This window comes from Sorangium aterium (assembly GCF_028368935.1).
Classification (GTDB): Bacteria; Myxococcota_A; Polyangia; order Polyangiales; family Polyangiaceae; genus Sorangium; species Sorangium atrum.
Genome location: NZ_JAQNDK010000002.1, coordinates 525,954 through 549,256, shown reverse-complemented (window position 1 = coordinate 549,256; position 23,303 = coordinate 525,954). Strand labels below are relative to the sequence as shown.

Here is a 23,303-nt window from a genome sequence, read left to right as displayed (position 1 = left end):
CGTGCTCACGGACGGAAGGGTGAGTGGGCGACGCGCGTGTGAACCTCGCGACCTCGCGCGCCAGGGCCGCGCTTGCGGGCCGCGCTCGCCAGGGTGACGGCCCGTGGAGATCGCGCTGGCCGCACCACGGCGCGCGGCGCAGCGCACACGCTAGAAGCGGACGCCGAACGCCCGGAGCGCGCCGCGCAGCGCCTCCGCGCCGTCGCACACCGCCACGCGCTCGGCCTGGGACACCTCCGCAGCCCTCGTCGGGTCCCCCTTGAACCAGACGGCCCGCATCCCTGCCGCGAGAGCGCCGCCGACGTCGGCGGCGAAGGAATCGCCGACATGGACCACCGCGGCGAGCGGCGCGCCGAGGCGCTCGGCCGTCCACGCGAAGATCTCCCTGCCCGGCTTCTCGAACCCGAGCCGCCCCGAGTCCGCCACCGCCACGAAGTGCGCCGACCAGCCGAGCTCTTCGATCAGCTCCTCGAGCCGGCCCTCCGAGTTCGACAGCACCGCGACCGGCACGCCGGCCCGCCGGAGCTCGATCACGACGTCGATCATCCCCGCGATCGGCCGGCGCCAGAGGTTCTTCCGGGGCTGCTCCGTCCAGAGCCAGTCGACCGCCGCGTCGAGCGCGCTGGCCTCGACGCCGCCCGCCTCGAGCAGGCGGCGCATCATGATCTTCCATGGGTGACCGCCGAGCCCACGCTGGATCGCCTCGTTGTAGGCGCGCCAGCCCTCGTCCACCGCCCCGTCCAGCCGCTCCCGAGGCGCGCCGATGCCCCGCTCGGCGAGGCGGGCGGAGAGCAGCCCGGTGTCGAGCTCCACCAGGGTCTGGCCGAAGTCGAAAGAGACGGCTGTAGCAGGCTCGTTGCGCATGATTACTCGGCGTACATCGCCTCGATCTCGCGCGCAAAATTCTGGCTCACATTGCGCCGCTTGATCTTGAGCGTCGGCGTCAGCTCGCCGTCCTCGATGGTGAAGCCGCGCGGCAGGATCGAGAACTTCTTGATCGTCTCGACCTGCCCGAGCTCGCCGTTCACCTCGTCGACGGCCCGCTGCACGGCTTCCCTGATCTCGGGCGACGCGCGCGAGAGATCGGGGCCGAGCCCGCGCTCCGCCGAGAAGCGCTTCACCGCGTCGGGGGCCAGCACGAGCAGGGCCGTGAGGAACTTGCGCCCATCGCCGACGACCACCGCCTCGGCGATGAGGTCGTGGCGCTTGAGCGCCTCCTCGATGTTCTTGGGCGAGATGTTCTTCCCGCCGGCCGTGATGAGGATCTCCTTCTTCCGCCCGGTGATGTGGAGGAACCCCTCCTCGTCGAATCGGCCGAGATCCCCCGAGTGGAGCCAGCCGTCGACCAGGGCCTGCGCGGTCGCCTCTGGCTCCTTGTAGTAGCCGAGGAACACGGTCGGCCCCTTCACAAGGATCTCGCCGTCGTCCGCGATCTTCACGTCCATGCCTGGCACCGACGGCCCCACGGAGCCGAGCTTCGTCCTGCCCGGCACGTTGTAGCTCGTCGCGCCGGTCACCTCGGACTGGCCGTAGACCTCGGTGATCAGGATGTCGAGCGACGCGAAGAACTCGAGGACCTCCTTCGCGATGGGGGCCGCGCCGCTGCTGAACGCGTGCGTCCGGCCGAGCCCCACGGCCTCCTTCACCTTCGCGTAGACCAGCTTGTCGAAGGCGCGGTGCTGGAGCGCGAGCAGCGGCCCCGGCTGCTCGCCTCGGGCGCGGAGCTCGCTGTGCTGGAGCCCGACGCGCCTCGCCTGCTCGAGCGTGATCTTCTGCAACCCCTTCGCGCCGGAGAGCTTCGCGTCGATCCCGGCCCTCAGCTTCTCCCAGACGCGCGGGACCCCGAAGAAGACGGTAGGCCGCACCTCCTTGAGGTTGTCGGCGAGCGCCGCCATCGACTCGGCGAAGTACACGGCCGCGCCGATCGAGGCCGGGATGTGGATCGTGAACATCTGCTCGGCGACGTGCGAAAGAGGCAGGTAGGACAGCCCGATGTCCCGGGACGAGAACGGGACGATGCGCGCCGCCATGTCCGCCGAGCGCGTGAGGTTCTCATGGCTCAGCATGACCCCCTTCGGCGGCCCCACCGTCCCGGAGGTATAGAGCAGCGTCGCGAGGCCCCTCGGCTCCAGCGCGTCGAGCCGCTGCTCGAGCAGCTCGTCCGGGACGCGGTCGCCCCGCGCGAGGAGCTCCTCCCAGGCCAGGATCCGCGGATCACCCGCGGGCTCCGCGCCCCGCATCAGCACCACCCACGAGAGCCGCGGCAGCCGATCCCACTGGCTCAGCACCTTCTCCAGCTGGGCGCTGTCCTCGACCAGCACCACCGGCGACCCCGCATGGTGCACGACGTGGCGCACCTCCTCGGGCGAGCACGTCGTGTAGATGCCCGCGGGAGCGCCCCCGATCGCCATGCAGGCCACGTGGAGCACCGCCCACTCGGGCCGGTTGAAGCCGAGGAGGCCGACCGTGGCGCCGGGCTCGAGGCCGAGCGCGAGCAGCGCCTTGCCGGCGCGCCGCACCTCGCCCGCGTACTCCCGGAAGCTGGTCATCCTCCAGAAGCCCCCCTCCTTGACGTAGTGAGCAGGAGCCTCGGGGCGCACCTTCGCCTGGCCTAGCAGGCGCCGCGGAATCGAGTCACAGGGCATCGAGCTACCTCGTTCACGGGCAAGAATGCGCAATCACAGGCGAATTTTCCTGCACCCTCCCGAGGTCCGGGACCGCCTGGGGGAGTGACGCCCCGCACAGTAGCAGCAGACGCCGCGGCGTTCTGAGCGTGAAACGTTCCCGCCGGGCGCTTCTGTCCGGCGGCGCTCCGAGCGCACGTTCGGCGGATCGCGCGCACGATCGCGCGCTGGTGCAGGCCGAGCGCGCGACGGTCCTCGCTGCGGTTACGGGCGGGACGCCGGCTCGCCGTCATGGGCGAGCCGCTCGTCATCCGCCCGCTGCCGCGCAAACGCTGGCCTGCGCTGTCGTCAGCTTGACTGCACGTCTTCGGATCAGGACCATTCGGCGGTGGGCGAGCGCAAAGGGACGATCGAGGAGGCTGACTGGGCGGCGGACTCCGCCCGCAGCAACGAGCTCGCCGCCTCGGGCCCGCCGGAGCGCGTGCGGGCAGCGCTCGACGGCGGGACCCTGGTCTCCAGGCAGGGGCTCGTCCCCGCGCCCGAGCCCCCGCCCACCGTCCAGGTGCGGCGCCCGGACCGCGACGCGCCGACCACGGTCGGCCGGGATGCGCCGCCGGACGCGCCGCCGTCGCCCTCGGATCGGCACGCTCGGAGCTTCGGAAAATACAGGTTCATCGCGACGCTCGGTCACGGGGGCATGGCGGACGTGCACCTGGCGGTCGCGGTGGGGCCGGCGGGCTTCAGCAAGCTGCAGGTCATCAAGCGCCTCCGGCCCAACATCGCCGACGAGCCCGAGTTCCGGGACATGCTGCTCGACGAGGCCCGCCTCGCCGCTCGCCTGAACCACCGCAACGTGGTGCAGACCAACGAGGTCGGCCTCGCGGACGGCGAGTACTTCATCGCGATGGAGTACCTCGACGGGCAGCCGCTGAGCCGGGTGATCTCCCGCGCGCGAGAGCAAGCGCGGACGATCCCGTTCGCCGTCCAGTTCTGGATCCTCAGCGAGGTGCTGGCCGGCCTCCACTACGCCCACGAGCTCGTCGACTACGACGGGACGCCGCTCAACGTCGTTCACCGCGACATCAGCCCCCACAACATCTTCGTCACCTACGACGGGCAGGTGAAGATCGTCGATTTCGGGATCGCGCTCGCCGCGCACCGCCTCGTCGAGACGCAGACCGGCACGATGAAGGGCAAGGTCGCGTACATGGCGCCGGAGCAAGCGTTCTCGCACTCTTCCCAGATCGATCGGCGCGCGGATGTCTTCTCGGCCGGCGTCATCCTCTGGGAGATGCTCGCCGGCCGCCGCCTCTGGCGCGGGCTGTCGGATCCGCAGATCATCTCGCGCCTGATGCGGGACATCCCGGACCTGCGGTCCGCGCGCCCCGAGGTGCCCGTCGAGCTCGCGCGCATCTGCGCCAAGGCGCTCGCGCATTCACCCGGCGAGCGCTATTCGACGGCCGCCGCCTTCCGCGCGGAGCTCGATCGCTACGCGGAACGCCTGGAAGGGCAGGTGACGGCCGAGCAGCTCGGCGCGCTCATGCGCGAGCTGTTCGCCAGCGAGCGGTCCGAGATCCGGGCGATCATCGATCGCCAGCTCAAGCAGCTGCAGGAGCACGGCGCGGACGCGGGGAGCGCGGGGCTCACCGGCCGCGCGCCGAGGCTGCCGTCGCTGCCAGGGCGCGATCCGCTCGACTCGGATCCTCCTGCGCAGGAGGAGGGGGCGACCACGGGCTCTTCGCCGTCGGCGCCCACACGTCCCCTCCACCGCTCGAGCGCTCCGCAGGCGACGCTCCACGCCGTCGTGCGGACCGAGCCGGCAACGGCGGTTCAGCCCGCGCCGACGCCGCGGCGCTCCCGGTTGCCGCTCGTCGCGTTCGCAGCGGTCATCGCGCTGGTCGGCGCCGCGACGCTGTACCTGAAGCTGCGCGATCCCGTCCAGCAGAGCCTCCACGCGACCGCGCCGCCGGTCCAGAGCGCGCCGCCCGCGCCGGAGCCCTCCCCGCCCCGCGCCGAGGCCTCGCCGCCGTCCGCCGCGAGCAGCGCTCCACGCGAGGAGACCGACGCGTCGCTCCTCCGCGCCTCGATCAAGGCGAGCCCTGCCAGCGCGAAGATCTTCGTCGACGGGGTGGAGCTCCCCTCGAACCCGTTCGACGGCAAGCTCATCAAGGACGGCGCGGCGCACCGGATCGAGGTCTCCGCGCCGGGCCACGCCGCGCAGCGACGGATGCTCGTGTTTGATCGGGACATCGAGCTCGAGGTGACGCTCTCGCACGCGCAGAGAGGACCGGCCCCCGCGACCACGGCGACCTCGAAGGTCGTCAAGCCCCCCGTCGAGGTGGATCCGACCGTCCCGCCGCCGAAGCCCGATCCCTACTGACGCGTCGGGCCCGCGGGCGAACGTTACAGGTCTCGGTAACCGATCGGCGGCTCGACGAGCTTCGCCGCCTTGGCGACGCCGCGGAACACGTAGTCGGAGTAGCTGTAAGGCCCGTCCGACCACACGAGGAAGTCGTCCGCGAGCACGCCGCTGGGCGCTCCCTCGCAGAGCTCCGGCGCCGCCATGACGGGACCTTCGTTGTAGATCGGGGCCGACGCGTTGACCGCCTCCTCGGCCTCTTCCATGGCCGCCAGCGCGCCGGCGTGCCGGTCGGCGTCGAGCTCGTCGACGGGGTACAGCTCCCAGTCGAGCAGCACGAGCTCCGGGTGCGGGGGCTCGTTCGGGGCCGACGCGAAGGGGGCGTGCGCGGCCTCGGGGAGGCCCGTCCGCGCGAGCGCCTCGAGCAGGCGGCTGCGGTAGCGCAGCGCCGCGTCATCCGGGGTCCAGAACGCCGTGATGGCCGCGATCACGTCCTCGGTCTTCGCCTCTCGCCACAGCGAAGGGTCGCGCGAGCCGAGCTCGAGCGCGCGCTCCTTCTGGAGGCGCGCCTGGAAGGCCGCCGCGTGCGGCGCGAACTCCGGCAGCTCGGCCAGGGCGTGATCGACGGACCAGTGGAGCCGATGATCGACCTCGCGCACGTACCGGTGCTTGCCGAGGGCGCGGAGGAGTCGGGCGATTTCGTCGGGTGTGCGCGCTGCGAACGACCAGGCAAGCATCATGGGGCAAGGCTCATCGATCCGTGCAGGGGACGGCACGCCGAGCTGGCTCGCCGATGCCGATCGGGCGGCAGGCACCTCGGCACGGGGTGAATTCCCATCGCTCGGCCGCGGTGTCGATCACTTCTTGCCGGGGAGGTGCCACACGCCGGCGAACCACACCAGGGATCCGTCTGAGCGGCGCACGGTGGTGGCAGGCGCGAAGTACGCGCCCGGCGGGACGGCCTCCCATCGTCCCTGCTGCCACGCCCATCGGCGGCTCCGCCACTGCCACTCGCCGTCGATCCACACATCGCCCGGCCGCTCGGACGGCGAGATGATCTCGACCCGCGCAGGCGGCGGAGGGTACGGCACGACCACCGTCGTCTCGCTCGGCAGGTGGGGGCCGGTCGGAGGCAGCGGGAGCGAGCTGCCGCAGCCCGCGAGCACCAGGAGCGACGCGAGCGGGATCCGGAGCGCGCGGCGCAGAGCGGCGTTCATCCTGCGTCGATCCAGGAGAGGTACGCGTCCAGGACGTCGCGGCCGACGAGCAGGCACTCCAGCGTCGCGAGCGCGAGGAACGGGCCGAACGCGATGCGGGCCTGGCCGAACCCTTCGCGAGGCTCCTCCGCGAGCGGATCTTGCGCCAGCTCTTCCTCGGCGGCGGCCCGCTCCTCGGGGGACATGGCCGCGAGCTCCGCGCGGATCTGCTCCCGCTCGAGGCGCACCGCCTCGGGCTCCTCGATGCTCCCGCGCAGGAGCAGCATGGCGATGGCCATGATCGAGCCCTGGATGGCGCCGGCGCCGAGCACGAACAGGGCGCCCCCCCAGCCGAACCACGCGCCCGCCAGCATGAGGAGCTTGGCGTCGCCGAGGCCCATGCCGACGCGACCGCCGCGGATCCGCGGGTAGATCACGACGAACGGGAGCCAGACGATGCCGAAGCCGACCGCCGCGCCGACGAGGGCGTCGACGAAGCCCATCGACCGCAGCGACGCGGTCGCGACGCCGAGCACCGCGCCGCCGAGGGTGATCGAGTCGGGGATGAACATGTGCTCGAGGTCGATGAACGTCGCCGCGAGCAGCCCGAGCGCGAGCGCCAGGTCGGCGGTGTACGTGGCGAGCGCGTGGAGGGCCGGCGTCGTCCCGGGGAGCCGGAGGACGATGATCTCGATGATCGCGAGCGAGAGCACACCGCCCGCCGCCTCCACCAGGGGATAGCGCGGCGACACAGGCGCACCGCAGCAGCGCGCGCGGCCGCGCAGCAGCAGGTAGCTGAGGACGGGGATGTTGTCGTAAGCGCGGATCGGCGTGCCGCACGCCGGGCAGCACGAGCCCGGACGGACGACGCTGAGCTCGCGCGGGACGCGATGGATGACGACGTTGAGGAAGCTCCCCCACAGCAGGCCGAAGCAGAGCCCGAAGGCGCGCAGGAACCACGGAGGGAAATCGGCGAGCATCACCTGGGGCTCACGTCCTCGGGCTCGACGCGGCGAGCCGGAGCATCATCGTGAGCGCCTGCTCCAGCTCCGCGATCGTGGGTTGCACGGGGTTCTCGGCGAGCGCCGCCTTGAGGTCGACGAGGCGGCCACCGAGCTCCTGGTAGTGACGGCGCACGCCCTCGGTCGGCGCCTCGGCGACCCACCGCCTCACGATCTCGCGCAGCTCGTCGAGATCGCTGCCAGCGAGGAGCTGCGCCATCTGCGAGGCCATCGGATCCGGTGCGCCGCTCACGCCCTGCCCCATCCCGGCCAGCATAGCGCGGGCACTTTGACGGGCGAGGGGTCCTGCGACATAAGGCGAGGCGCTTTCGAGGAACCGTGCCGACGAGGACGCCTGCCGTTGCCCTGATCCTGCTCGCCGCCGGCATCGCCGGAGGGGCCGGCTGCAGCCGCGCCGAGCAGCGAGAGCCCGGGGAGAATCATCGCGCGGACGGAGGCGCCCCGCAGGCGCCCGCGCCGCAAGGGAAGGTGCTCGAGGCGGCCGAGAACGAGTCGCCCGCTGCGAGCGCGACGCCGCGGGCTGGCGCCGCGGCGGCCGGGCCCGCGCGGATCGAGATCCCCGCCGGAAAGCTCGTCGCGGGCAGCACGCCCGGCGACAAGGGGCGCGATCCGACGCTCGAGCCGGCGTTGCTCGACGTCGAGCTGGGCGGCTTCACCGTCGATCGCACCCCGTACCCGAACGATCCTGCGCAGGCTCCGCTCACCGGGGTGACGCGGGCGCGCGCCTCGGAGCTCTGCCAGCAAGCCGGCGGGAGGCTGTGCACCGAGCTCGAGTGGGAGCGCGCGTGCAAGGGCCCCGAGGGGACGCCCTACGCGGGCGGCGCGGCGTGGGACCCGGCGTGCGCCAAGGCGCCCGCGTCGTGCGCATCCGGGTTCGGCGTCGTCGGCATGGGCGCCGCGCTGCGCGAGTGGACCGCGAGCGACATCGCGCCGATCGAGAACCTCCAGCCCAAGGCCGCCGCCGTGCGCGGGGCCACGGCGAGCGCGAGCGCCGTGGATCACCGGTGCGCGCGCCGCGCGGCGGTCGATCCGGCGGTGTCGGGCGACGACATCGGCTTCCGGTGCTGCCACGGCGCGCCGAACGCGGCGTCGATCCCGTCGCCGCAATGGCAGCAGACGTTCCGGCGCGCGGAGATCGGGCCGCAGCAGGTCGCAGAGCTGCTCGCGTCGGTGCCGCAGCTGCGCGACCTCGGCGGGAAGATCTCCTTCTTCAAGGAGCCCGACGACGCGAACGCCGTGCTCAGCCGGGGCCGGACGCGGCTCTCGCCGAGCGGCGCTGCGGCGAGCCAGCCCGAGGCCGGCCTGCCCCCGAACACAACGCTCACGACGTCTCCGCTGCTCTGGAACCCGGTCCCGGGCGAGGAGGTGCTCGTCGTGACGGGAAAGGCCGACGACGACGCGTTCATCGTCGCGTTCCTGAAGCTCCCTGGAGACCGCTACCGCATCGCGTCGTCGCTGCTGCTCAAGGACGACCCGGGGCCGCTCGCGCTCGGGTTCAACGGCTACGTGCGGCGACGGCTCACGTGGGCGACCTGCTGGGACTGCCGCGGCGAGTCGGGCAACATCACCTACCGGGACGACAACCGCGTGGTGATCACGCAGAAGTGACCCCGCGGCGGCGCGGACCGGACACCGACACGCCCCGGCGCCTCAGGTGTCGGCGCCGAGCAGCGTGTGCCGGTAGGTCGTACCGTATTCGATGATCCGCTCGACCGCGTCGACGAACTCCGAGCGATCGAGCGACTCGGTGGGCAGCTCGGCGCACAGCAGGATCTCGTTCCGATCATCGAGGGCGAACTTGGCGACGCGCATGTCGCGGTTGGCCTCGAGCAGGTGACGGAGCAACCCGCGCACCTGGCCGGTGTCCTCGGCCAGGGTGGGCACCACAGCGCCGTCGTGCTGCGTGTCGAACAGATCGAGCACGCCGAACATCGAGAGCACGACCCAGTTCTCGGTGCACTGGACGTAGAACGGAGGGAGCTCGAGGACCCCTTCCTCGTGCGGACGGATGCGCAGGGTCGACGGCTTCGTCAGCTCGGCGCTGTAGCCGATCTCCTCCGTCCAGCGCTGCAGGGTCGCGACGTCGATCACGGGGTGACGTAATCGCCCTGCCGCCGCCGGAGATCAAGATGCGGCGCGCGGGAAGCCCTCTCGCAGGGACGAGCGCTGGAGGCGGGGAGCGCTAGAGGCTGAGCACGGCGTCCTCTCCCCGGTCGGCGAGCTTCGCCGCGATCAGGCTGAGCAGCGCTTGCCTCCGCTCCTCGAGCTCGACGAGCGCGCGCGGCGGCACCAGCTCCTCCTCGATGCCGCCGGGGCGCAGCGCCGCGGCGGCCTCCTCGGGGCCGAAGCGCGCGAGCGCATCGCGAAGGGCCCGGGGGAACCGCACCGCCTCCACGAGGCGCTCGAGCTGCCGGTCGAGCTCGTGCGCCTTCACGTGCAGCGGGAAGGCGCTCGCGTTGGCCTCCAGGCTGAGCGCTCCCGCGTGCACGTCGATGACGATCTCCTTTCGAAGCCCGTTGCCCGCCAGGTAATCGAGCACCAGCACCTCCAGGTAGTCGCGGAGGATGGCCGCGCGCTCGCCGCGCACGGGCGACGGCGACCGAGCCCAGCGCGCCCACACATCGAGCTCGGGCGCGTCGTCGAAGCGCACGGACCGCCGGCGAGACGAGACCCAGCGCGGGCCGGGCGGACCGGGAGCGGGCGCGAGGACCAGCGCGTCGACCGTCCCGTCGTTCATGACGGCGAAGCGACGCAGCAGCTTGCGAGCGTTCGGCTCCCGGCCGAGGAGGGCCGCGAGCTCACCGATGCCGATGCGCCGCGCCGCTGCCGCGGGCACGACATGCGCGCCGAGCGCCTTCGCCATGCGGTAGAACGCGAGCGGGCGCCGGAACGCGAGCGGGGCCTTCTTCTGCGCCGGCGCGAGCTTCACCTTCACCTCGCGCGGGGCCGCTCCTTCCACGGGTGCGCTTAGCGCGAGCGTCGCCTCGAACCGGCCGTCCGCCACCTTGCCCGTGAGCCGCAGCGCGCGCAGGGGCGAACGCTGGAGGGCGCGCGCGACGCGCACGTCCCCCGCGGCCCAGGCGCTCGACGCGGGAGGCGAGCGCGGCTCGGCCGGCGGGCGCGGCTCGACCGGCGCGCGCGGCTCGACCGGCGGGCGCGGCTCGGCTGGCTGGCGTGTCGGAGGCGCGCCGATCGCGGGCGCGCTCTCCTCGTCGACGAGCGGAGCGATCGCGCCGACGGACCCGTCGCTGCGCTCGGACGATGGTCGCGCGCACGAGACCGCGAGCAGCGCCGCTGCGACGAGCATGCGCTGCGCCCCCACGCCGCCGAGGCGACGCAGAAGTCCGCGCGCCGATCCGGGGGCGCGCAGGTCGCGCGCGCACCGGCTCATCCGTCCTTCGAGAGCCCGCGCGGAGGGTCCGGCGAGGACCCCCCCTCGGCGAGGCGCTGCGACGACGCCTCCTCGGTCGGCGACCGCGAGCGCCCGTCTTCGGTCGGAGCCTGAAAGCCTGACGCCCGCGCGCTCGCCCCGAGCGATGCGCCGCCGATGACGCGCTCGAGGAGGAACTGCTCCACGCGCTCGATGACCATCTTCTTGCGCTCCAGCGGGACGACGTGCGTTCCGCCGCTCACCATCATCAGCTCTCCGCGCGGCAGCGCCGCCGCCATCTCCTCTGCGAGCCGAGGCGGGGTGAACGTGTCGCGATCGCCCGCGATCACGAGCGCGGGCACGTCGATCTGCGGGAGCAGATCGAGCGTCGAGTGCTCGCCAGCGCTGCGCAGCATGTGGAGGAACATCGAAAAATCGATGTCGACCATGTGCCGCATGTACGGCAGCAGATCCGCCGGGGTGACCGCGCTCGCGTCGACCTCCCGCGTGAGCAGCGCGATCCGCAGCGCCATCGGCGCCGGCACGCGGCTCCAGATCGCGCGAGCGATGTGCGGGTACGCGTCGACCTGCTCGATCAGGCGCGGCAAGAGCTGCGCGAGCACGTCCGTGCCCTTGAAGTGGTGCGTGATCCTGCCGGACGAGCCGCAGATCAGCACGAGCCCGCGCACCCCTTCGCGGTGGGTCCGCAGGTGCTCCAGGACGACCTGGCAACCCATCGAGTGCCCGAAGAGCACCACCGGGCCGTCGCCGATCGACGCGCGCACTGCAGCGAGATCGCTGGCGTGATCGCTCAGCTCGACCGCCTGCGGATCACCAGGCAAGCTGCTCCGACCGTGGCCGCGATAGTTCCAGTGGGCGACGTTGACCGTACGGGCCAGGTCGTCCCACAGGTACTTCCAGATGAAGCCGTCGCACGCGATGCCGTCGCAGAGCACCGCGGTGAGGCGTCCCGAGCCCGCCCCGACCCCGCTGGCAAAGCTTCCGCTGCCGCCGGGACCTTCTCGGTAGCGGACGTAAATCCGCGTACCGTCCTTCCCGGCGGCGAAAAGCTCTCGACCCATCGATCCCCGAGCGACGCGGCTTACGCGAGGCTCGCGGCGATGTTAGTCGCCGCTGTCCTCGTCGTCAGCCACGTCATTGACACTCGGAAGCTTTTTGATGTCTATCCGCGCCAGCTTCCACGCGCGCTGCACAACCCAAGAAAGCGAGCGATCGAGCCGCGCCGCTTCCTCCTTGATTTCCTGCAGCATCGACTCCGGAAAGTAGAGGCTCTGCTTCCGCTTGTCCGTCTTCGAGGCTTCGTTGTTTTTCGCCAGCGTGTCCTTGTCGGTCATACGCTCTTGGGGCTCCTCCCGATCCGCCACAGAAGAGCACCTTAGCGTACGGTGCACTTCCGTGGAAAGCATTCGTTTTTCCATGATGCCGATTGCGGCCACTATGTGTGTATTACCGCGATAGGCGCTCTGCGTCATGATTCCGGGAATGCGATCTTCCCCGCAATCGCGCTCGCCGCGACGATGAGGGGACTGGCCAGGTAGACCTGGCCGGGTCCGCTTCGTCCCGGGAAGTTCCGGTTGATGGCCGAGACCGTGACCTGTTCCTTGCGGTCGGATACACCGGGGCCGGCCTTGATGCACGCGCCGCAGGAGGGGTCGACGAGCTCGGCGCCGGCTTTCTCGAAGATCTCGAGGTAGCCCTTGGCCTCGGCGTAGCGGCGGATGTCCTGCGAGCCGAACTGGATGTAGAGGTGCACGCCGTCAGCGACGCGCTTGCCCCGCTCGACCGCCTGGCGCAGCACGGACGCGTACATGTCCATGTCGGCCTTCTTGCCGCCCGTGCACGAGCCTCCGTACGCGATGTCGATCTTCACCGGCGCCGGCGATCTCGTCGAGCGACCGCAGCGGCACGCCGTTCCGCGGATCGCCCGGCGTCGCGACCATCGGCTCGACCGACGCGAGATCGACGTCGAACGTCGCCATGTACTCCGCGCCTGGATCGGCGCGCACGATGCGCGCGCGCACGTCCTCCGCGGCGAGCCCGCGCTGCTCGACGAGGTAGCGCACGATCTCCTCGTCGGCCTCGATGATCCCCGTGAAGCCGCCCGCCTCGACCGCCATGTTGGTGAGCGTCGCCCGCTCGTCGAGGCCCATCGCGCGGACGCCATCGCCGGCGAACTCGAGCACCTTGCCGATGCCCTGGCCCGTCTTCCAGAACGGCTGCGAGAGCAGGAACAGCATCACGTCCTTCGCCGTGACCCCCGGCTTGAGCCGCCCGGTCAGGTTGAAGCGTACCGACTGCGGCACCGCGACGCGGACGTCGCGCGTGAGCCACGCGTTCGCCATGTCCGTCGAGCCGACGCCGAACGCGAAGCACCCGAGCGCCCCCGCCATGCAGGTGTGCGAGTCGGTCCCGGCGACGATCTGCCCTGGCAGCGCGAGCTCCTCGATCACCTTGTTGTGGCAGATGGCCTCCGAGCCCACGGTCCTGCCGTCGCGCTCGACCTCGCCGTACAGCTTGATCCCGTGCCGCTCGGTGAACGCCTGCTGCACCGTCGCGAGCGAGGCCGCCTGCTCCCGCAGGCCGAGCCTGAGGTGAGCCTCCGGCATCACGCGTTCGAGGAACGTCAGGTGATCCCGGAACGCGAAGACGCTCTCCGGCTCGGTCACGACCGCGTCCGGCCCGACGCCCGCCCGGAAGAGCGACTCGGCCATCGGCGTGACGTACTCGTGCGAGAAGCGCACGTCGATGCGGGCGAAGAGCGCGTCTCCAGGCTTCACCGCGGGGACGCCGATCTTCCCTGCCCGGGCGTCCACGATCGCGTGCGCCGCGATGATCTTCTCGCACAGCGTCATCGGCCGCGGCGGCGTGGCCAGGGTGGGCGGCGAGACCTCGCCGGCCATCCGGGCCTTGTTGTAGGTGAAGAGGCCACCGTACTCGACGACGTCGGCGCTGATCGGGTCGAGCCCGCGGGTGAACTCGCCGATCGGGATCTCGTCGCCCCGCGCGATCCGGTCGAGGAGCGAGAAATCGGTCGTCGTGAGCAGCCCGATGTTCTGGCAGTTCTGGCCGTAGATCTTCTCGATGCTGCGCGCGACGACGATCTGGATCCCCGCCTCACGCTCCGAGTACGGCGCCGTCTCGCGCGAGCTGCCGCACCCCTTCGAGCGCCCGCTGACGATGACGCCGAAGCCGCCGTTCTTGATGGCGTCGCGCTCGATGTGCCCGCCGCGCAGCCCGACCAGGCAGTAACGGGCGAGCGTCTCGTCGTAGTAGTAACAGACCCAGCCCGGCGTGAGCTCGTCGGTCGAGATGTTGTCGATCAGCGCGTGCTGCTCGGGATCGAAGCGAAGCTCGCCGCCCGCCAGCTGCTGTTTCAGGAGCGCCGGGTCCTCGGTCAGGTAGAGGGTCCTCCCGGTGACTTGAACGGACTTCCGGCGGGGGATCGGCATCTGCACCTCGGACGCCCTGGGACGCGCGGCGCGCGCTGGGACCTCTCCACACCTAGTCGCTCTGGGCGGAGGCGCCAACGGCGGTCTTTGCGCGGCATGCGTGGAGCTCCGCGCGCCTTACGTCGAAGGCGGGAAATCCAGCATGCGCCGAGGAGCGCCGGGACGGCAGCGTGCCTTGACGACGCACCGGGGAGATGGTGTCTTCGCGGCCGCGGCCGGGCCGCGAGCGATGACCCGACCCACGATCTCCAGCGTTCCCGTCGCGATCCTCGGCGCCGGCCTGACGGGCATGGCAGCGGCGTACCACCTGGGGCGGGCCGGCGTGCCGCACCGGGTGTTCGAGCGCCTGCCGCGCCCGGGCGGCCACGCGATCACGCTCGAGGACGCCGGCTTCCGCTTCGATCGGACAGGGCATCTCCTCCACCTGCGCGACCCCGCGACCCGTGAGCTCGCGCTGGGGTGGCTGGGCCCCGACCCGCTCGAGATCGAGCGGCGTTCGATGATCTGGTCGAACGGCACGTACACCCGCTATCCGTTCCAGGCGAACACCTTCGGCCTGCCGCCCGCGGTGGCCTACGACTGCCTCCGCGGTTTCGTCGAGGCGCACTTCGCCAAGGACAGACCTCAGCCAAGGAACTTCGAGGAGTTCTGTCTGGCGCACTTCGGCGAGGGGATCAGCCGCCACTTCATGATCCCCTACAACAGCCGCCTCTGGGGGGTGCACCCGAGCGAGATCACCGCCGACTGGTGCTCCCGCTTCGTCCCGATACCCAAGCTGGAGGACGTGCTCGCCGGATCGGTCGGGCTGAACGATCGGGAGCTCGGCTACAACGCGAGGTTCCTCTACCCGCGGCTCGGCATCGGACAGCTGACGCACGGGCTCGCGCGGGCGCTCGCCGAGCAGCGGCCGCGGGACGCGGGGACGCCGGCGATCGAGCTCAGCCGCGCTCCCAGGTCGATCGACTGGCGCGCGCGCGAGCTCGTGTTCGACGACGAGGTCGTCCGGTACGACGTGCTCGTCTCGTCCGCGCCGCTGCCCGCGCTCGTCAGGCTCCTCTCGGACGCGCCTCGCGCCGTCGGCGAGGCGGCTTCCCGGCTGCGCTGCACGCACCTCTACTACCTCGATGTGGCGCTCGACACACCGTGCGGGCAGCCGCTGCACTGGGTGTACGTCCCGGAGGCGAAGTACCCGTTCTACCGCGTGGGCTGCTACTCCCACTTCTCCGCCGCCATGGCCCCGCCGGGCAAGGCCGGCCTCTACGTCGAGCTCGCCGATCGCGCCGAGCCCGATCTCGCGGCGCTGCTCCCCCGCGTCGCCGAAGGCCTCGTCGAGATGGGCCTCATCCCCGCCCCGAGCGCCATCCGCTTCGCCCGCCTGCGCCGCATCGACCACGCGTACGTCGTGTTCGATCACAGCTATTTCGGCTCGCTGGAGGCGGTGCGGCCGTTCCTCGAGGGCCAGCGCATCCTCTCGTGCGGGCGCTACGGCGGCTGGAACTACTCCTCGATGGAGGACGCGCTCCACTTCGGGCGCGACGCGGCGCACCGCGCGCAGGCGCTCCTCGGAGGCGCGCCGTGAGCACAGCCGAGCCTGATCGCGCGGATGCGGGCGGATCGCCGGAGATCTCCATCGTCATCCCCGTTTACAACGAGGAGGCGATCCTCCACGCCGCCGTCGTTGATTTGCGCGAGCGGCTCTCGCCGCTCGGCTGGCGCTGGGAGCTCGTGCTCGCCGAGAACGGCTCGTACGACGGGACCCTCGGCATCGCCGGCGAGCTCGAGCGCAAGTACCCGGAGGTGAGGCACTTCTCGATCGGCGAGCCGAACTACGGGGCCGCGCTCCGCGCGGGCATCGAGCGGGCGCGCGGGCGCTTCGTGCTCTGCGACGAGATCGACCTCTGCGACGTCGATTTCCACCGCCGCGCCATCGCGATGCTGCGGGCAGGCGGCGTCGACATGGTGATCGGGTCCAAGCTCATCCAGGGGGCGCGCGACGATCGTCCGTGGGCACGGCACGCGGCGAGCCAGATGTACAACGGGCTCCTCCGCGCCACGCTCGGCTTCCGTGGGACGGACACGCACGGGCTCAAGGCGTTCCTGCGCGAGCCGCTCCTCGCGGTCGCGCGCGACTGCGTCGTGGACAAGGACGTCTTCGCCAGCGAGCTCGTCATCCGCGCCTACCGCGCTGGCCTGCGGATCGAGGAGATCCCGGTCCGCGTGCTGGAGAAGCGGCGCCCCTCGATCAACCTGACCCGCCGCGTCCCGAACGTGCTGCGCAGCCTCGCGAAGCTGACCTGGGCCATCCGGGTCCGCGGCTGACGGCCGGCTCCTCCAGCATTCGCATCGCCGCGCGCGAGGCCGGGCCCGCTCGTGGAAAAATTCTGGCATGCTATACGCCGCAGGTGACGATCCTCCTTTCGAGCGCCGCAAGACCGGCTCGCCGAGCGGACACCGACGTGGACGTCGTGGTCATCGGCGGCGGCGTGAACGGCGTGGGGGTCGCGCGTGACGCTTCGCAGCGGGGCCTGAGGGTCGCGCTGTTCGAGCGCAACGATCTCGCGTTCGGCGCGAGCGGCAACTCGAGCGGCATGATCCACGGCGGGCTCAGGTACCTGACCAGCGATCCGCAGGTGACCGAGAAATCGTGCCGCGACTCGGGCCACATCCAGGCGATCGCGCCGCACCTGCTCTTCCGGATCCCCTTCCTCGTCCCGTTCGAGAACGCGCGGCACGGGCGCCTCCTCTACCCGCTCGCGGACGCCTTCTTCGAGGCGTACGACAACTACCAGCCGCTCAAGCGCGGCAAGCCGCACGCGCGCCTGTCGCCCGACGAGCTCCGCCGGCTCGAGCCGGGGCTGCACGGCGACCTGGTGGGCGGCTTCAGCTTCGACGAGTGGGGGATCGACGGCGCGCGGCTCTGCGTCGCCAACGCGGTCGACGCGATCGAGCGCGGGGCCAAGGTGTACGTGGGGCACACGGTCGAGCGGATCGAGCGCCGCGAGGACACCGGCGAGGTCGTCGCCGTCCGCTACCGGGACCGCACGACGGGGGAAGGCGGGCGGCTCCGCACGAGCACGGTCGTGAACGCGACGGGCGCGTGGTCGCCGATCACCGCGTCCCTCGCCGGCCTCCCCGCCGCGAGCTCGCGCGTGCGGCCCGGCAAGGGCGTGCACGTCGTGTTCGACCGGCGCCTCACCAATTACGCGATCATGGCGAGGACGATCGACGGCCGTCAGATCTTCCTCGAGCCGTGGGAGAACATGAGCGTCATCGGCACGACCGACGACGACTTCTACGGCGATCTCGATCAGGTCCGCGCGACGAGCGAGGAGGTCAGGTACCTGGTCCAGGGCATCGCCCGCGTGTTCCCGCAGATCCACGAGGCGCGCGCGATCGGCACGTTCGCGGGCGTGCGGCCCACGCTCTACGCGTTCGGGCCCACCGAGGACGCCCTCTCGCGCGAGCACCAGATCGTCGATCACGCGGCGCACGGCGCGCCGGGCATCTACTCGATGATCGGCGGCAAGCTGGCCAGCTTCCGGCTCTTCGCCGAGGAGATGACCGACGTCCTCTCGCGGCGCTTCGACCTCGGCGCCCGCTGCGTCACGCACACGACCGCGCTGCCCGGCGGCGATCGCGCGGTGGACGCGCTCGCGCTCTCGCGGCGGATGGAGATCGACGCGGTGGCCGCCCGGCGCCTCGTGTACCGGCACGGCTCGCGCGCGCTCCGGATCGAGGAGCGCGTGCGAGAGCGGCCGCGCGAGGCCGCGACGGTGTGCCCCTGCGAGCCCGTGATCGAGGCCGAGGTGCGCTATGTCCTCCGGCACGAGCTCGCCCGGAGCGTCGCCGACGTCGCGCGCCGCACGCGCCTCGGCCTGGGCGCGTGCGGGGGCATGCGCTGCGCGGCGCGGTGCGGGCAGATCGTGGCGCAGGAGCTCTCGCTCCCGCCGCGCGACGGGATGCGGCAGGCGGTGGCGTTCCTCTCGCGGCAGGCGGTGACCCGCGCCGTCGCGCTCGGCCCGGAGCAGGCGCGGCAGGAGGCCCTCGCGATCGCCAGCGTCCGGTCGGAGCTCGGCGCGCCCGCGGACGACGAGGCGACGGCGGCGTGCGAGGACGCCGATCGTCGCGCGCAGCGCGCCGCGCGGGAGCCGGAGGAGAGGGCGTGGCGCGATCGATCCTCGTGATCGGCGCCGGCGTCGCCGGGCTCGCCGCCGCGTGGAGCGCGCGGCGGCGCGGGGCCCGGGTCGCGGTGATCTCCGCGGGCGTCGGCGAGACGGCGCTCGCGGGCGGCGCGGTGGACGACGTGCCGTGGGAGCAGATCGAGCGGGCGTCACGGTTGCTCGGCGGCGACCTGCCCGCGAGCGATCTCGCGCCGGCGGTGAGGCAGTTCGCGGCGGAGCTCGGCCTGTGGGAGCTGCCGCAGGCGGCGGGCGTGCGCCTCGCGACCGTCGCGGGGCGGATCCGCCCCGCCCGCGGCAGGGATCGCGCGCTGCTCGATCTCGGCCCGCTCCGCCGCACGCGCGTCCTCGTCCCGCGCGCGGCGCGCGCCGGGTGGGACGCGGACGCGCTCGCGGAGGCGCTCACGGACGAGCCGTTCGCCCGGGCGCGGGGGCTCCGCTTCCTGCCCGTCGACGCGCCGGTCCTTCGCTTCGATGACGAGCGGCACATCGCCGACGGCGATCTCGCGGCCCGGCACGACGACCCGGCGCGGCTCTCCTGGCTCCTCGATCGGCTCCGCCAGGCGCTCGCGGGCGCGGGCGGCGCGGGGGCGATCCTGCTCGGCCCGTGGCTCGGCGCGAGCGCTCCGCGGGCCGAGGCGCTCGCGGCCCGCCTCGGCGTCGCGGTGGGCGAGGCGCTGATGGGCGCCGGCTCGCCGGCGGGGCTCCGCTTCGAGGCGGCGCGCGACGCGCTGCTCGCCGCGATCGCGGCGCCTCAGCGCCACGGCCGCGTGCGCGCGGTGGGCAGCGGACCCCTGGAGCCAGGGGCGCCGGACGAAGGCGTGACGATCCACGTCGAGGGGGAGGACGCGCCGCTCGCGGCGGACGGGGTGGTCCTCGCGATCGGCGGCCTCGCCGGCGGCGGGATCGCGTACACGCCGCCCGAGAGCGGCGCCGGCGCCGATTTCCCGGCGCGCGGCGCCGCGCCGTTCGCGCTCTCGATCGCCGCGCCCGTCACGATGGGCGACGATCGCGGCGCGTTCGGCGTGGTGAGCTCCATGCAGGGCCCGGAGCTCGACCTCGTCGCGTGGCCCCGCGGCGAGCGCCTTGGCGCGCTGGAGGCGGTGGGGGTGCGGTGCGAGGGCGTCCGCGCCGCACCCGGGATCCTGGCGGCCGGGGCGACCATCGCGGGGAGGGCGCGCACCGTGCTCGACGCGGTGACGACCGGGCTCCGCGCCGGCGCCGAGGCCTGACGCGCGTCGCGCGGCGTCCGGCGCTGGTCGCTCGGCGCGCGATCCTCAGCGCTGGCGGACCGCCGGGATGGCGCGGAGGAGCTGCTGGTACCCGACGGCGAGCGCGAAGTCGCTCCCGCGGGTGGGATCGGAGGGCATGTCGCCCTCGGGGCCGATCGCCGCGGCCGTCTCGGCGCGCTTCTCCACGAGCACGGCCCTCGGCGAGCGGTCGCCGATCGCCCCCTCGGCGGGGAGGTGTCCCTCGAGATCCTGCTCGCGGAGGATGGCGGCCGGGACCTGCTGCGCCGCGCTCTCGATGACGACGTCCGGCCGGATGCCCTGGGCCTGGATCGAGCGCCCGTTCGGCGTGTAGTAGCGCATCGTCGTGAGCCTCACCCCGGCGCCGCCGGGCAGCTCGTAGATGGTCTGCACCGACCCTTTGCCGAAGGTCGTCGCGCCGACGAGCACGGCGCGCCCGCTGTCCTGCAGGGCGCCCGCGACGAGCTCGGCGGCGCTCGCGGAGTACTCGTTCACGAGCGCGACGACGGGCAGCGAGGCGAACGCGCCGCCGTCGTGCGCCTTCGCCTCGTCGACGACCTTGTTGCGCTGTCGCGTCGAGTAGATCGTCCCCGAGGAGAGGAACTCGTCGGCCACGGCCTCGGCCTCGTTGACGAGGCCTCCGGGGTTGTTGCGCAGGTCCAGGATCACGCCGGCCAGCGGCGCCTTCGATGCGGCGCGCAGCTTCGCCGCGGCGCGGAGCATCTCTTCGTGGGTGCCGTCCTGGAACTGCTTCACGCGGACGTACGCGACGTCCCGGTCGAGGCGCTTCGCCGCGATGCTCGTGACGTGGATCTGCTCCCGCGTGAGGTCGAACGAGAGGGGCTCGGGCACGCCCTGCCGGCGGATCGTGAGCTTCACCCGGGAGCCGGGCGCCCCGCGCATGATCTTCACGAGCTTGTCGAGGCGCTCGCCGCGCACGGGGCGTCCGTCGATCGCGATGATCTGATCGCCGGAGCGGATGCCGGCCCGCGCCGCCGGCGAGCCCTCGATCGGCGCGATGACGGTGATGTTGTCGTCCTTGGCGTCGACCTCGATCCCGACGCCGCCGAACGTCCCCCCCGTCTCTTCCTGGAACTGGGCGAACTCCGAGGAGTTCATGTACGCCGAGTGCGGGTCGAGCTCCGCGACCATCCCCTTGATCGCGCCGTCGAGGATCTTGCTGCGCTGCGCCGGCTCGACGTAGTTGTTCTCCACGAGCACGAGCACGCGCGCGAGCTGCTCGAGCGGAGCGTAGGGGCTCTGCGCCTGTGTGCTCGCGCCCGCGAGGTGGGAAGTCGCCGCCCCTCCCGCGAAGGCCGCGGCGATGAGCCCCAGGGTGCGCATCCAGCTCGAGTAGCGTTGCATCCGCCGACCATAGCAGCGGCGCGGGCGGCGGCGCTGTTCGCCGGCGACGGCCGCGCTCGTTCACACGCCTGCGCGGCGCGCGGTGAGCCGGGCGCCGCGGCGGCTGTCGGTGTGCCAGCGCGGGCGTATCGCCCGCCGGTCGACGAGGGCACCATGGCGCCCAAGCTCCGGGCGCATGGTTTGTCCTAAGAGGAGTGTTCGGCTATCTTCGCGCGCCTGAACGTGAAACTTGCCTCCTCATCGCCCGGCTTCGCCTTCGCGAAGCGGGGCTCGCCGCGAGGAGCTTCTCTCGCCGAGACGGTCGGGGGCCGTCGCGAGGAGGTGTCCGCGGCTGCGCTGTCGTCCGTGCGCGGGAGACAACTCGCACCCCGAGGCGGCTAGGATGGCCAAACCCACCGATCGTGAGCTCGTCGATCAAGCCCGGAGCGGAGATGCCCAGGCGTTCGGGGTGCTGGTTCGTCGATATCAGAAGCGCATCTTCCGGCTGGCGTTCCACCTTGTCCGCTCGGGCGCGGAGGCAGAGGACGTGACGCAAGAGACCTTCGTCCGGGCCTACCAGGCGCTCGACCGGTTCGATGGCCGGAGCGAGCCCTTCACCTGGCTCTACCGGATCGCCGTGAACCTCTCGCTCAACATGATCCGGGCCCGCAAGCCGAGCAAGAACTCGACCCCCGCGGACGATCCGCGGATCGAGGCGCTGCTGCTCGAGACGCGCCCGAGCCACGGCGTCGATCCGGCCGCGTCGACCCAGCGACGCGAGCTCGCGGCCGCGCTCTGCGACGGCATCGATACGCTCTCGGACACGCTTCGAACGACGCTCATCCTCGTGTGCATCGACGGCGTGCCCCACGAGGACGCCTCCAGGATCCTGGGTTGTCCGGAAGGAACAGTCGCCTGGCGCGTCCACGAGGCGCGTCGCAAGCTCCGTGCTTACCTCGCGGAGCGCGGTTTCGGAGGGGACGCCGAATGAACGTCACCGACAAGCTCGACCTCGACGGGATGCTCAACGATTGGCCTGCCCCCGCCCTCGACGAGGAGGCATGGGAGACGCGGGCCGCTCACATCGTCGAGGTCGCCATCTCCAGGCGGTCGGAGGACACCGCGGCGGCAGCCGACCTCCTCGGCCCCCCCGACCTCACCGCGGCGCCCGGCGAGGAGCAGACGGAGGACCCTTCGCGCGAAGCTCGCGCATCAGGAGAACGCAGCACCATGGGGGACGGATCACAAGCAGCCAGGGCCTCGAGGCCTGAAGCGAGCCTGTCGGGCGGCACCTTGTCGCGGCCGCCCGAGAAGAGGCGCCAGTCGCTGAAGGAGATCGCCGAGCGGGTCAGCCAGGCGCCGGGTCGCGCGAGCGGTATGCCCGCGATGAGCGGCTCTGCGCTCTCGACGCCGCTGCCGGCTTCGGGACGCAGCTCGGCGCCGCCAGGGCGTGTGTCCCCGCTGCCGGGGCGCGGCTCGCTCTCCGGCGGCGCCCGCGCGTCGTCGCCGTCCATGCGGCCGGTGGAGGGGATGCCCGAGGACTCCGGTGTCATCGATCTGAACCGGCTCAACGCGTCGGCGCCCTCGGAGGTGGATGCCTCCGAGAAGGCGCAGCCCGGCGCGGCGGCTCGGTTCGAGGACGCGAAGGCGGCAGCGGTGGTGCCCGTGGCGGCGCGCCGCGCCCCGTCGGCGCCCGTGGCCGCGGCTCCAGCGAGGAAGCGATCCGGCGGGATGCTCGCCGGCGCCGCCGTCGCCGCCCTGGGGCTCGCCGCGGCGGTCACGGTCCTGGTGAAGACGACGGCTCCGCCGCAGCAGGAGATCGCGGCCACCGCGTCGCCCGCGACAACCACCGTCGCGGCGCCGGCCGAGCCGCGCGGCGACACGCGGGTGGAGCCGGCCCCTCCGATCGCCAAGGCGCCGGAGGAGCCCGCCGTTGTCGAGCAGCCCGTGCAAGCGGAGGAGAAGCTCGCCGCGGCGCCGAAGGCGCAGGCCACCCCCGTCGGCGGCGGCGCTCCTGCGTCGCCGGCCGTCGAGGCGCCGGCCACGCCAGCCGCGTCGCCGAAGCCCGAGCACGGAAAGACGGCGGCCGCGCCGGCGGCGGCTGGCAAGCCGGGGGACCTCCCCTCGGCCATGCAGGCGGCCGTGGGCGACAACGGGGAGCGACAGCCGTCGGTCGTCTCGGAGGCGCCGGTGCCGGCGTCGGGTCCGCTCCGGCAGCAGGACATCCCCGAGCAGCCGTCGCAGGGCTCGGTCCAGGCCGCGCTCGGCTCGGTCATGGGCAGCGCCAAGGCGTGCGTCGCGGGCGCGGACGACGTGTCCCGCGCGCAGATCACGTTCTCGTCGACAGGCCAGGTGAGCAAGGTCAGCGTCAGCGGGTGGGCGGCGTCGAACGGCCAGTCGAGCTGCGTGCAGTCCGCGCTCAAGGGCGCCAACGTGGGCCCTTTCTCCAAGCCGTCCTTCTCGGTCAGCGCGACGATCCGACCCTAGCCC

At 72.4% G+C, this 23,303-nt stretch carries 19 protein-coding genes and 1 pseudogene; 8 read left to right on the top strand and 12 right to left on the bottom strand.

Annotated elements, in window-relative coordinates:
• Positions 1-150: 150 nt before the first annotated feature.
• Complete coding sequence (locus tag POL72_RS16985) at positions 151-864, bottom strand: HAD family hydrolase (protein ID WP_272096420.1); 714 nt, start codon at positions 862-864, stop codon at positions 151-153.
• 2 nt (positions 865-866) lie between these two features.
• On the bottom strand, positions 867-2,645 hold the full coding sequence (locus POL72_RS16980; protein ID WP_272096419.1) for an AMP-dependent synthetase/ligase: 1,779 nt from the start codon (positions 2,643-2,645) through the stop codon (positions 867-869).
• Positions 2,646-3,012: 367 nt separating this feature from the next.
• Between POL72_RS16980 and POL72_RS16975 the strand changes: the two genes are divergently transcribed.
• The gene (locus tag POL72_RS16975) at positions 3,013-5,004 is read left to right on the top strand and encodes a serine/threonine protein kinase (protein ID WP_272096418.1); all 1,992 of its coding nucleotides are present in this window, start codon (positions 3,013-3,015) and stop codon (positions 5,002-5,004) included.
• Positions 5,005-5,027: 23 nt separating this feature from the next.
• On the opposite strand, the gene POL72_RS16970 is transcribed toward POL72_RS16975, so the two are convergent.
• The 4 genes from POL72_RS16970 to POL72_RS16955 all read right to left on the bottom strand — a co-directional run bounded on the left by POL72_RS16970 (position 5,028) and on the right by POL72_RS16955 (position 7,457).
• Positions 5,028-5,723 (bottom strand): hypothetical protein, encoded by a 696-nt coding sequence (locus POL72_RS16970; RefSeq protein WP_272096417.1) that lies wholly within the window; start codon positions 5,721-5,723, stop codon positions 5,028-5,030.
• A 117-nt stretch (positions 5,724-5,840) separates the two neighbouring features.
• The gene (locus POL72_RS16965) at positions 5,841-6,200 is read right to left on the bottom strand and encodes a YXWGXW repeat-containing protein (protein WP_272096415.1); all 360 of its coding nucleotides are present in this window, start codon (positions 6,198-6,200) and stop codon (positions 5,841-5,843) included.
• Complete coding sequence (locus tag POL72_RS16960; protein WP_272097933.1) at positions 6,197-7,159, bottom strand: prepilin peptidase; 963 nt, start codon at positions 7,157-7,159, stop codon at positions 6,197-6,199. Before POL72_RS16960 ends, POL72_RS16965 begins: the two co-directional genes overlap by 4 nt.
• A gap of 10 nt (positions 7,160-7,169) precedes the next feature.
• The gene (locus POL72_RS16955) at positions 7,170-7,457 is read right to left on the bottom strand and encodes a hypothetical protein (protein WP_012241301.1); all 288 of its coding nucleotides are present in this window, start codon (positions 7,455-7,457) and stop codon (positions 7,170-7,172) included.
• A 62-nt stretch (positions 7,458-7,519) separates the two neighbouring features.
• Between POL72_RS16955 and POL72_RS16950 the strand changes: the two genes are divergently transcribed.
• Entirely contained in the window at positions 7,520-8,809 is a 1,290-nt protein-coding gene (locus POL72_RS16950) for a formylglycine-generating enzyme family protein (RefSeq protein ID WP_272096414.1), read from the top strand.
• A 42-nt stretch (positions 8,810-8,851) separates the two neighbouring features.
• On the opposite strand, the gene POL72_RS16945 is transcribed toward POL72_RS16950, so the two are convergent.
• The 5 genes and pseudogenes from POL72_RS16945 to POL72_RS16925 all read right to left on the bottom strand — a co-directional run bounded on the left by POL72_RS16945 (position 8,852) and on the right by POL72_RS16925 (position 14,041).
• A complete protein-coding gene (locus POL72_RS16945) occupies positions 8,852-9,292 on the bottom strand; it encodes a YbjN domain-containing protein (protein ID WP_272096413.1) in 441 nt (146 codons plus the stop codon).
• Positions 9,293-9,383: 91 nt separating this feature from the next.
• On the bottom strand, positions 9,384-10,592 hold the full coding sequence (locus POL72_RS16940; RefSeq protein ID WP_272096412.1) for a hypothetical protein: 1,209 nt from the start codon (positions 10,590-10,592) through the stop codon (positions 9,384-9,386).
• Positions 10,589-11,653: an alpha/beta fold hydrolase gene (locus tag POL72_RS16935; RefSeq protein ID WP_272096411.1), complete on the bottom strand. Its 1,065-nt coding sequence runs from the start codon at positions 11,651-11,653 to the stop codon at positions 10,589-10,591. Before POL72_RS16935 ends, POL72_RS16940 begins: the two co-directional genes overlap by 4 nt.
• A gap of 42 nt (positions 11,654-11,695) precedes the next feature.
• Positions 11,696-11,926 carry a TIGR04563 family protein gene (locus tag POL72_RS16930; protein WP_012241296.1) on the bottom strand — a complete coding sequence of 77 codons (231 nt, stop codon included), beginning with the start codon at positions 11,924-11,926 and terminating at the stop codon, positions 11,696-11,698.
• 134 nt (positions 11,927-12,060) lie between these two features.
• Positions 12,061-14,041 (bottom strand): annotated as a pseudogene (locus tag POL72_RS16925) (aconitase family protein).
• Between the two features lie 229 nt (positions 14,042-14,270).
• Between POL72_RS16925 and POL72_RS16920 the strand changes: the two are divergent.
• From POL72_RS16920 to POL72_RS16905, 4 genes are all read left to right on the top strand, one after another.
• On the top strand, positions 14,271-15,620 hold the full coding sequence (locus POL72_RS16920) for a protoporphyrinogen/coproporphyrinogen oxidase (RefSeq protein WP_272096409.1): 1,350 nt from the start codon (positions 14,271-14,273) through the stop codon (positions 15,618-15,620).
• Positions 15,617-16,360 (top strand): glycosyltransferase, encoded by a 744-nt coding sequence (locus POL72_RS16915; RefSeq protein WP_272096408.1) that lies wholly within the window; start codon positions 15,617-15,619, stop codon positions 16,358-16,360. Before POL72_RS16920 ends, POL72_RS16915 begins: the two co-directional genes overlap by 4 nt.
• 137 nt (positions 16,361-16,497) lie before the next feature.
• On the top strand, positions 16,498-18,225 hold the full coding sequence (locus POL72_RS16910) for a glycerol-3-phosphate dehydrogenase/oxidase (RefSeq protein ID WP_272096407.1): 1,728 nt from the start codon (positions 16,498-16,500) through the stop codon (positions 18,223-18,225).
• A complete protein-coding gene (locus tag POL72_RS16905; RefSeq protein ID WP_272096406.1) occupies positions 18,204-19,451 on the top strand; it encodes an FAD-binding protein in 1,248 nt (415 codons plus the stop codon). Before POL72_RS16910 ends, POL72_RS16905 begins: the two co-directional genes overlap by 22 nt.
• 45 nt (positions 19,452-19,496) lie before the next feature.
• Here the strand turns inward: POL72_RS16905 and POL72_RS16900 are convergent, their stop codons facing one another.
• Positions 19,497-20,834 carry a S41 family peptidase gene (locus tag POL72_RS16900; RefSeq protein ID WP_272096405.1) on the bottom strand — a complete coding sequence of 446 codons (1,338 nt, stop codon included), beginning with the start codon at positions 20,832-20,834 and terminating at the stop codon, positions 19,497-19,499.
• A 382-nt stretch (positions 20,835-21,216) separates the two neighbouring features.
• Here POL72_RS16900 and POL72_RS16895 point away from each other — a divergent pair, with 382 nt between their 5' ends.
• Both POL72_RS16895 and POL72_RS16890 read left to right on the top strand, forming a co-directional pair.
• On the top strand, positions 21,217-21,804 hold the full coding sequence (locus tag POL72_RS16895; RefSeq protein ID WP_272096404.1) for an RNA polymerase sigma factor: 588 nt from the start codon (positions 21,217-21,219) through the stop codon (positions 21,802-21,804).
• Positions 21,801-23,300, top strand: a complete 1,500-nt coding sequence (locus POL72_RS16890; protein ID WP_272096403.1) for a 2-oxoacid dehydrogenase subunit E2 family protein — start codon at positions 21,801-21,803, stop codon at positions 23,298-23,300. Before POL72_RS16895 ends, POL72_RS16890 begins: the two co-directional genes overlap by 4 nt.
• The last annotated feature ends 3 nt before the right edge of the window (positions 23,301-23,303 follow it).

Excerpts from the sequence above, each read along its gene's own strand:
- POL72_RS16935 (WP_272096411.1), bottom strand. The coding sequence starts at position 11,653 with ATGGGTCGAGAGCTTTTCGCCGCCGGGAAGGACGGTACGCGGATTTAC.
- POL72_RS16895 (WP_272096404.1), top strand. The coding sequence starts at position 21,217 with ATGGCCAAACCCACCGATCGTGAGCTCGTCGATCAAGCCCGGAGCGGA.
- POL72_RS16970 (WP_272096417.1), bottom strand. The coding sequence starts at position 5,723 with ATGATGCTTGCCTGGTCGTTCGCAGCGCGCACACCCGACGAAATCGCC.
- POL72_RS16965 (WP_272096415.1), bottom strand. The coding sequence starts at position 6,200 with ATGAACGCCGCTCTGCGCCGCGCGCTCCGGATCCCGCTCGCGTCGCTC.
- POL72_RS16960 (WP_272097933.1), bottom strand. The coding sequence starts at position 7,159 with ATGCTCGCCGATTTCCCTCCGTGGTTCCTGCGCGCCTTCGGGCTCTGC.
- POL72_RS16920 (WP_272096409.1), top strand. The coding sequence starts at position 14,271 with ATGACCCGACCCACGATCTCCAGCGTTCCCGTCGCGATCCTCGGCGCC.
- POL72_RS16955 (WP_012241301.1), bottom strand. The coding sequence starts at position 7,457 with ATGCTGGCCGGGATGGGGCAGGGCGTGAGCGGCGCACCGGATCCGATG.
- POL72_RS16985 (WP_272096420.1), bottom strand. The coding sequence starts at position 864 with ATGCGCAACGAGCCTGCTACAGCCGTCTCTTTCGACTTCGGCCAGACC.
- POL72_RS16930 (WP_012241296.1), bottom strand. The coding sequence starts at position 11,926 with ATGACCGACAAGGACACGCTGGCGAAAAACAACGAAGCCTCGAAGACG.
- POL72_RS16940 (WP_272096412.1), bottom strand. The coding sequence starts at position 10,592 with ATGAGCCGGTGCGCGCGCGACCTGCGCGCCCCCGGATCGGCGCGCGGA.
- POL72_RS16900 (WP_272096405.1), bottom strand. The coding sequence starts at position 20,834 with ATGCAACGCTACTCGAGCTGGATGCGCACCCTGGGGCTCATCGCCGCG.
- POL72_RS16890 (WP_272096403.1), top strand. The coding sequence starts at position 21,801 with ATGAACGTCACCGACAAGCTCGACCTCGACGGGATGCTCAACGATTGG.
- POL72_RS16980 (WP_272096419.1), bottom strand. The coding sequence starts at position 2,645 with ATGCCCTGTGACTCGATTCCGCGGCGCCTGCTAGGCCAGGCGAAGGTG.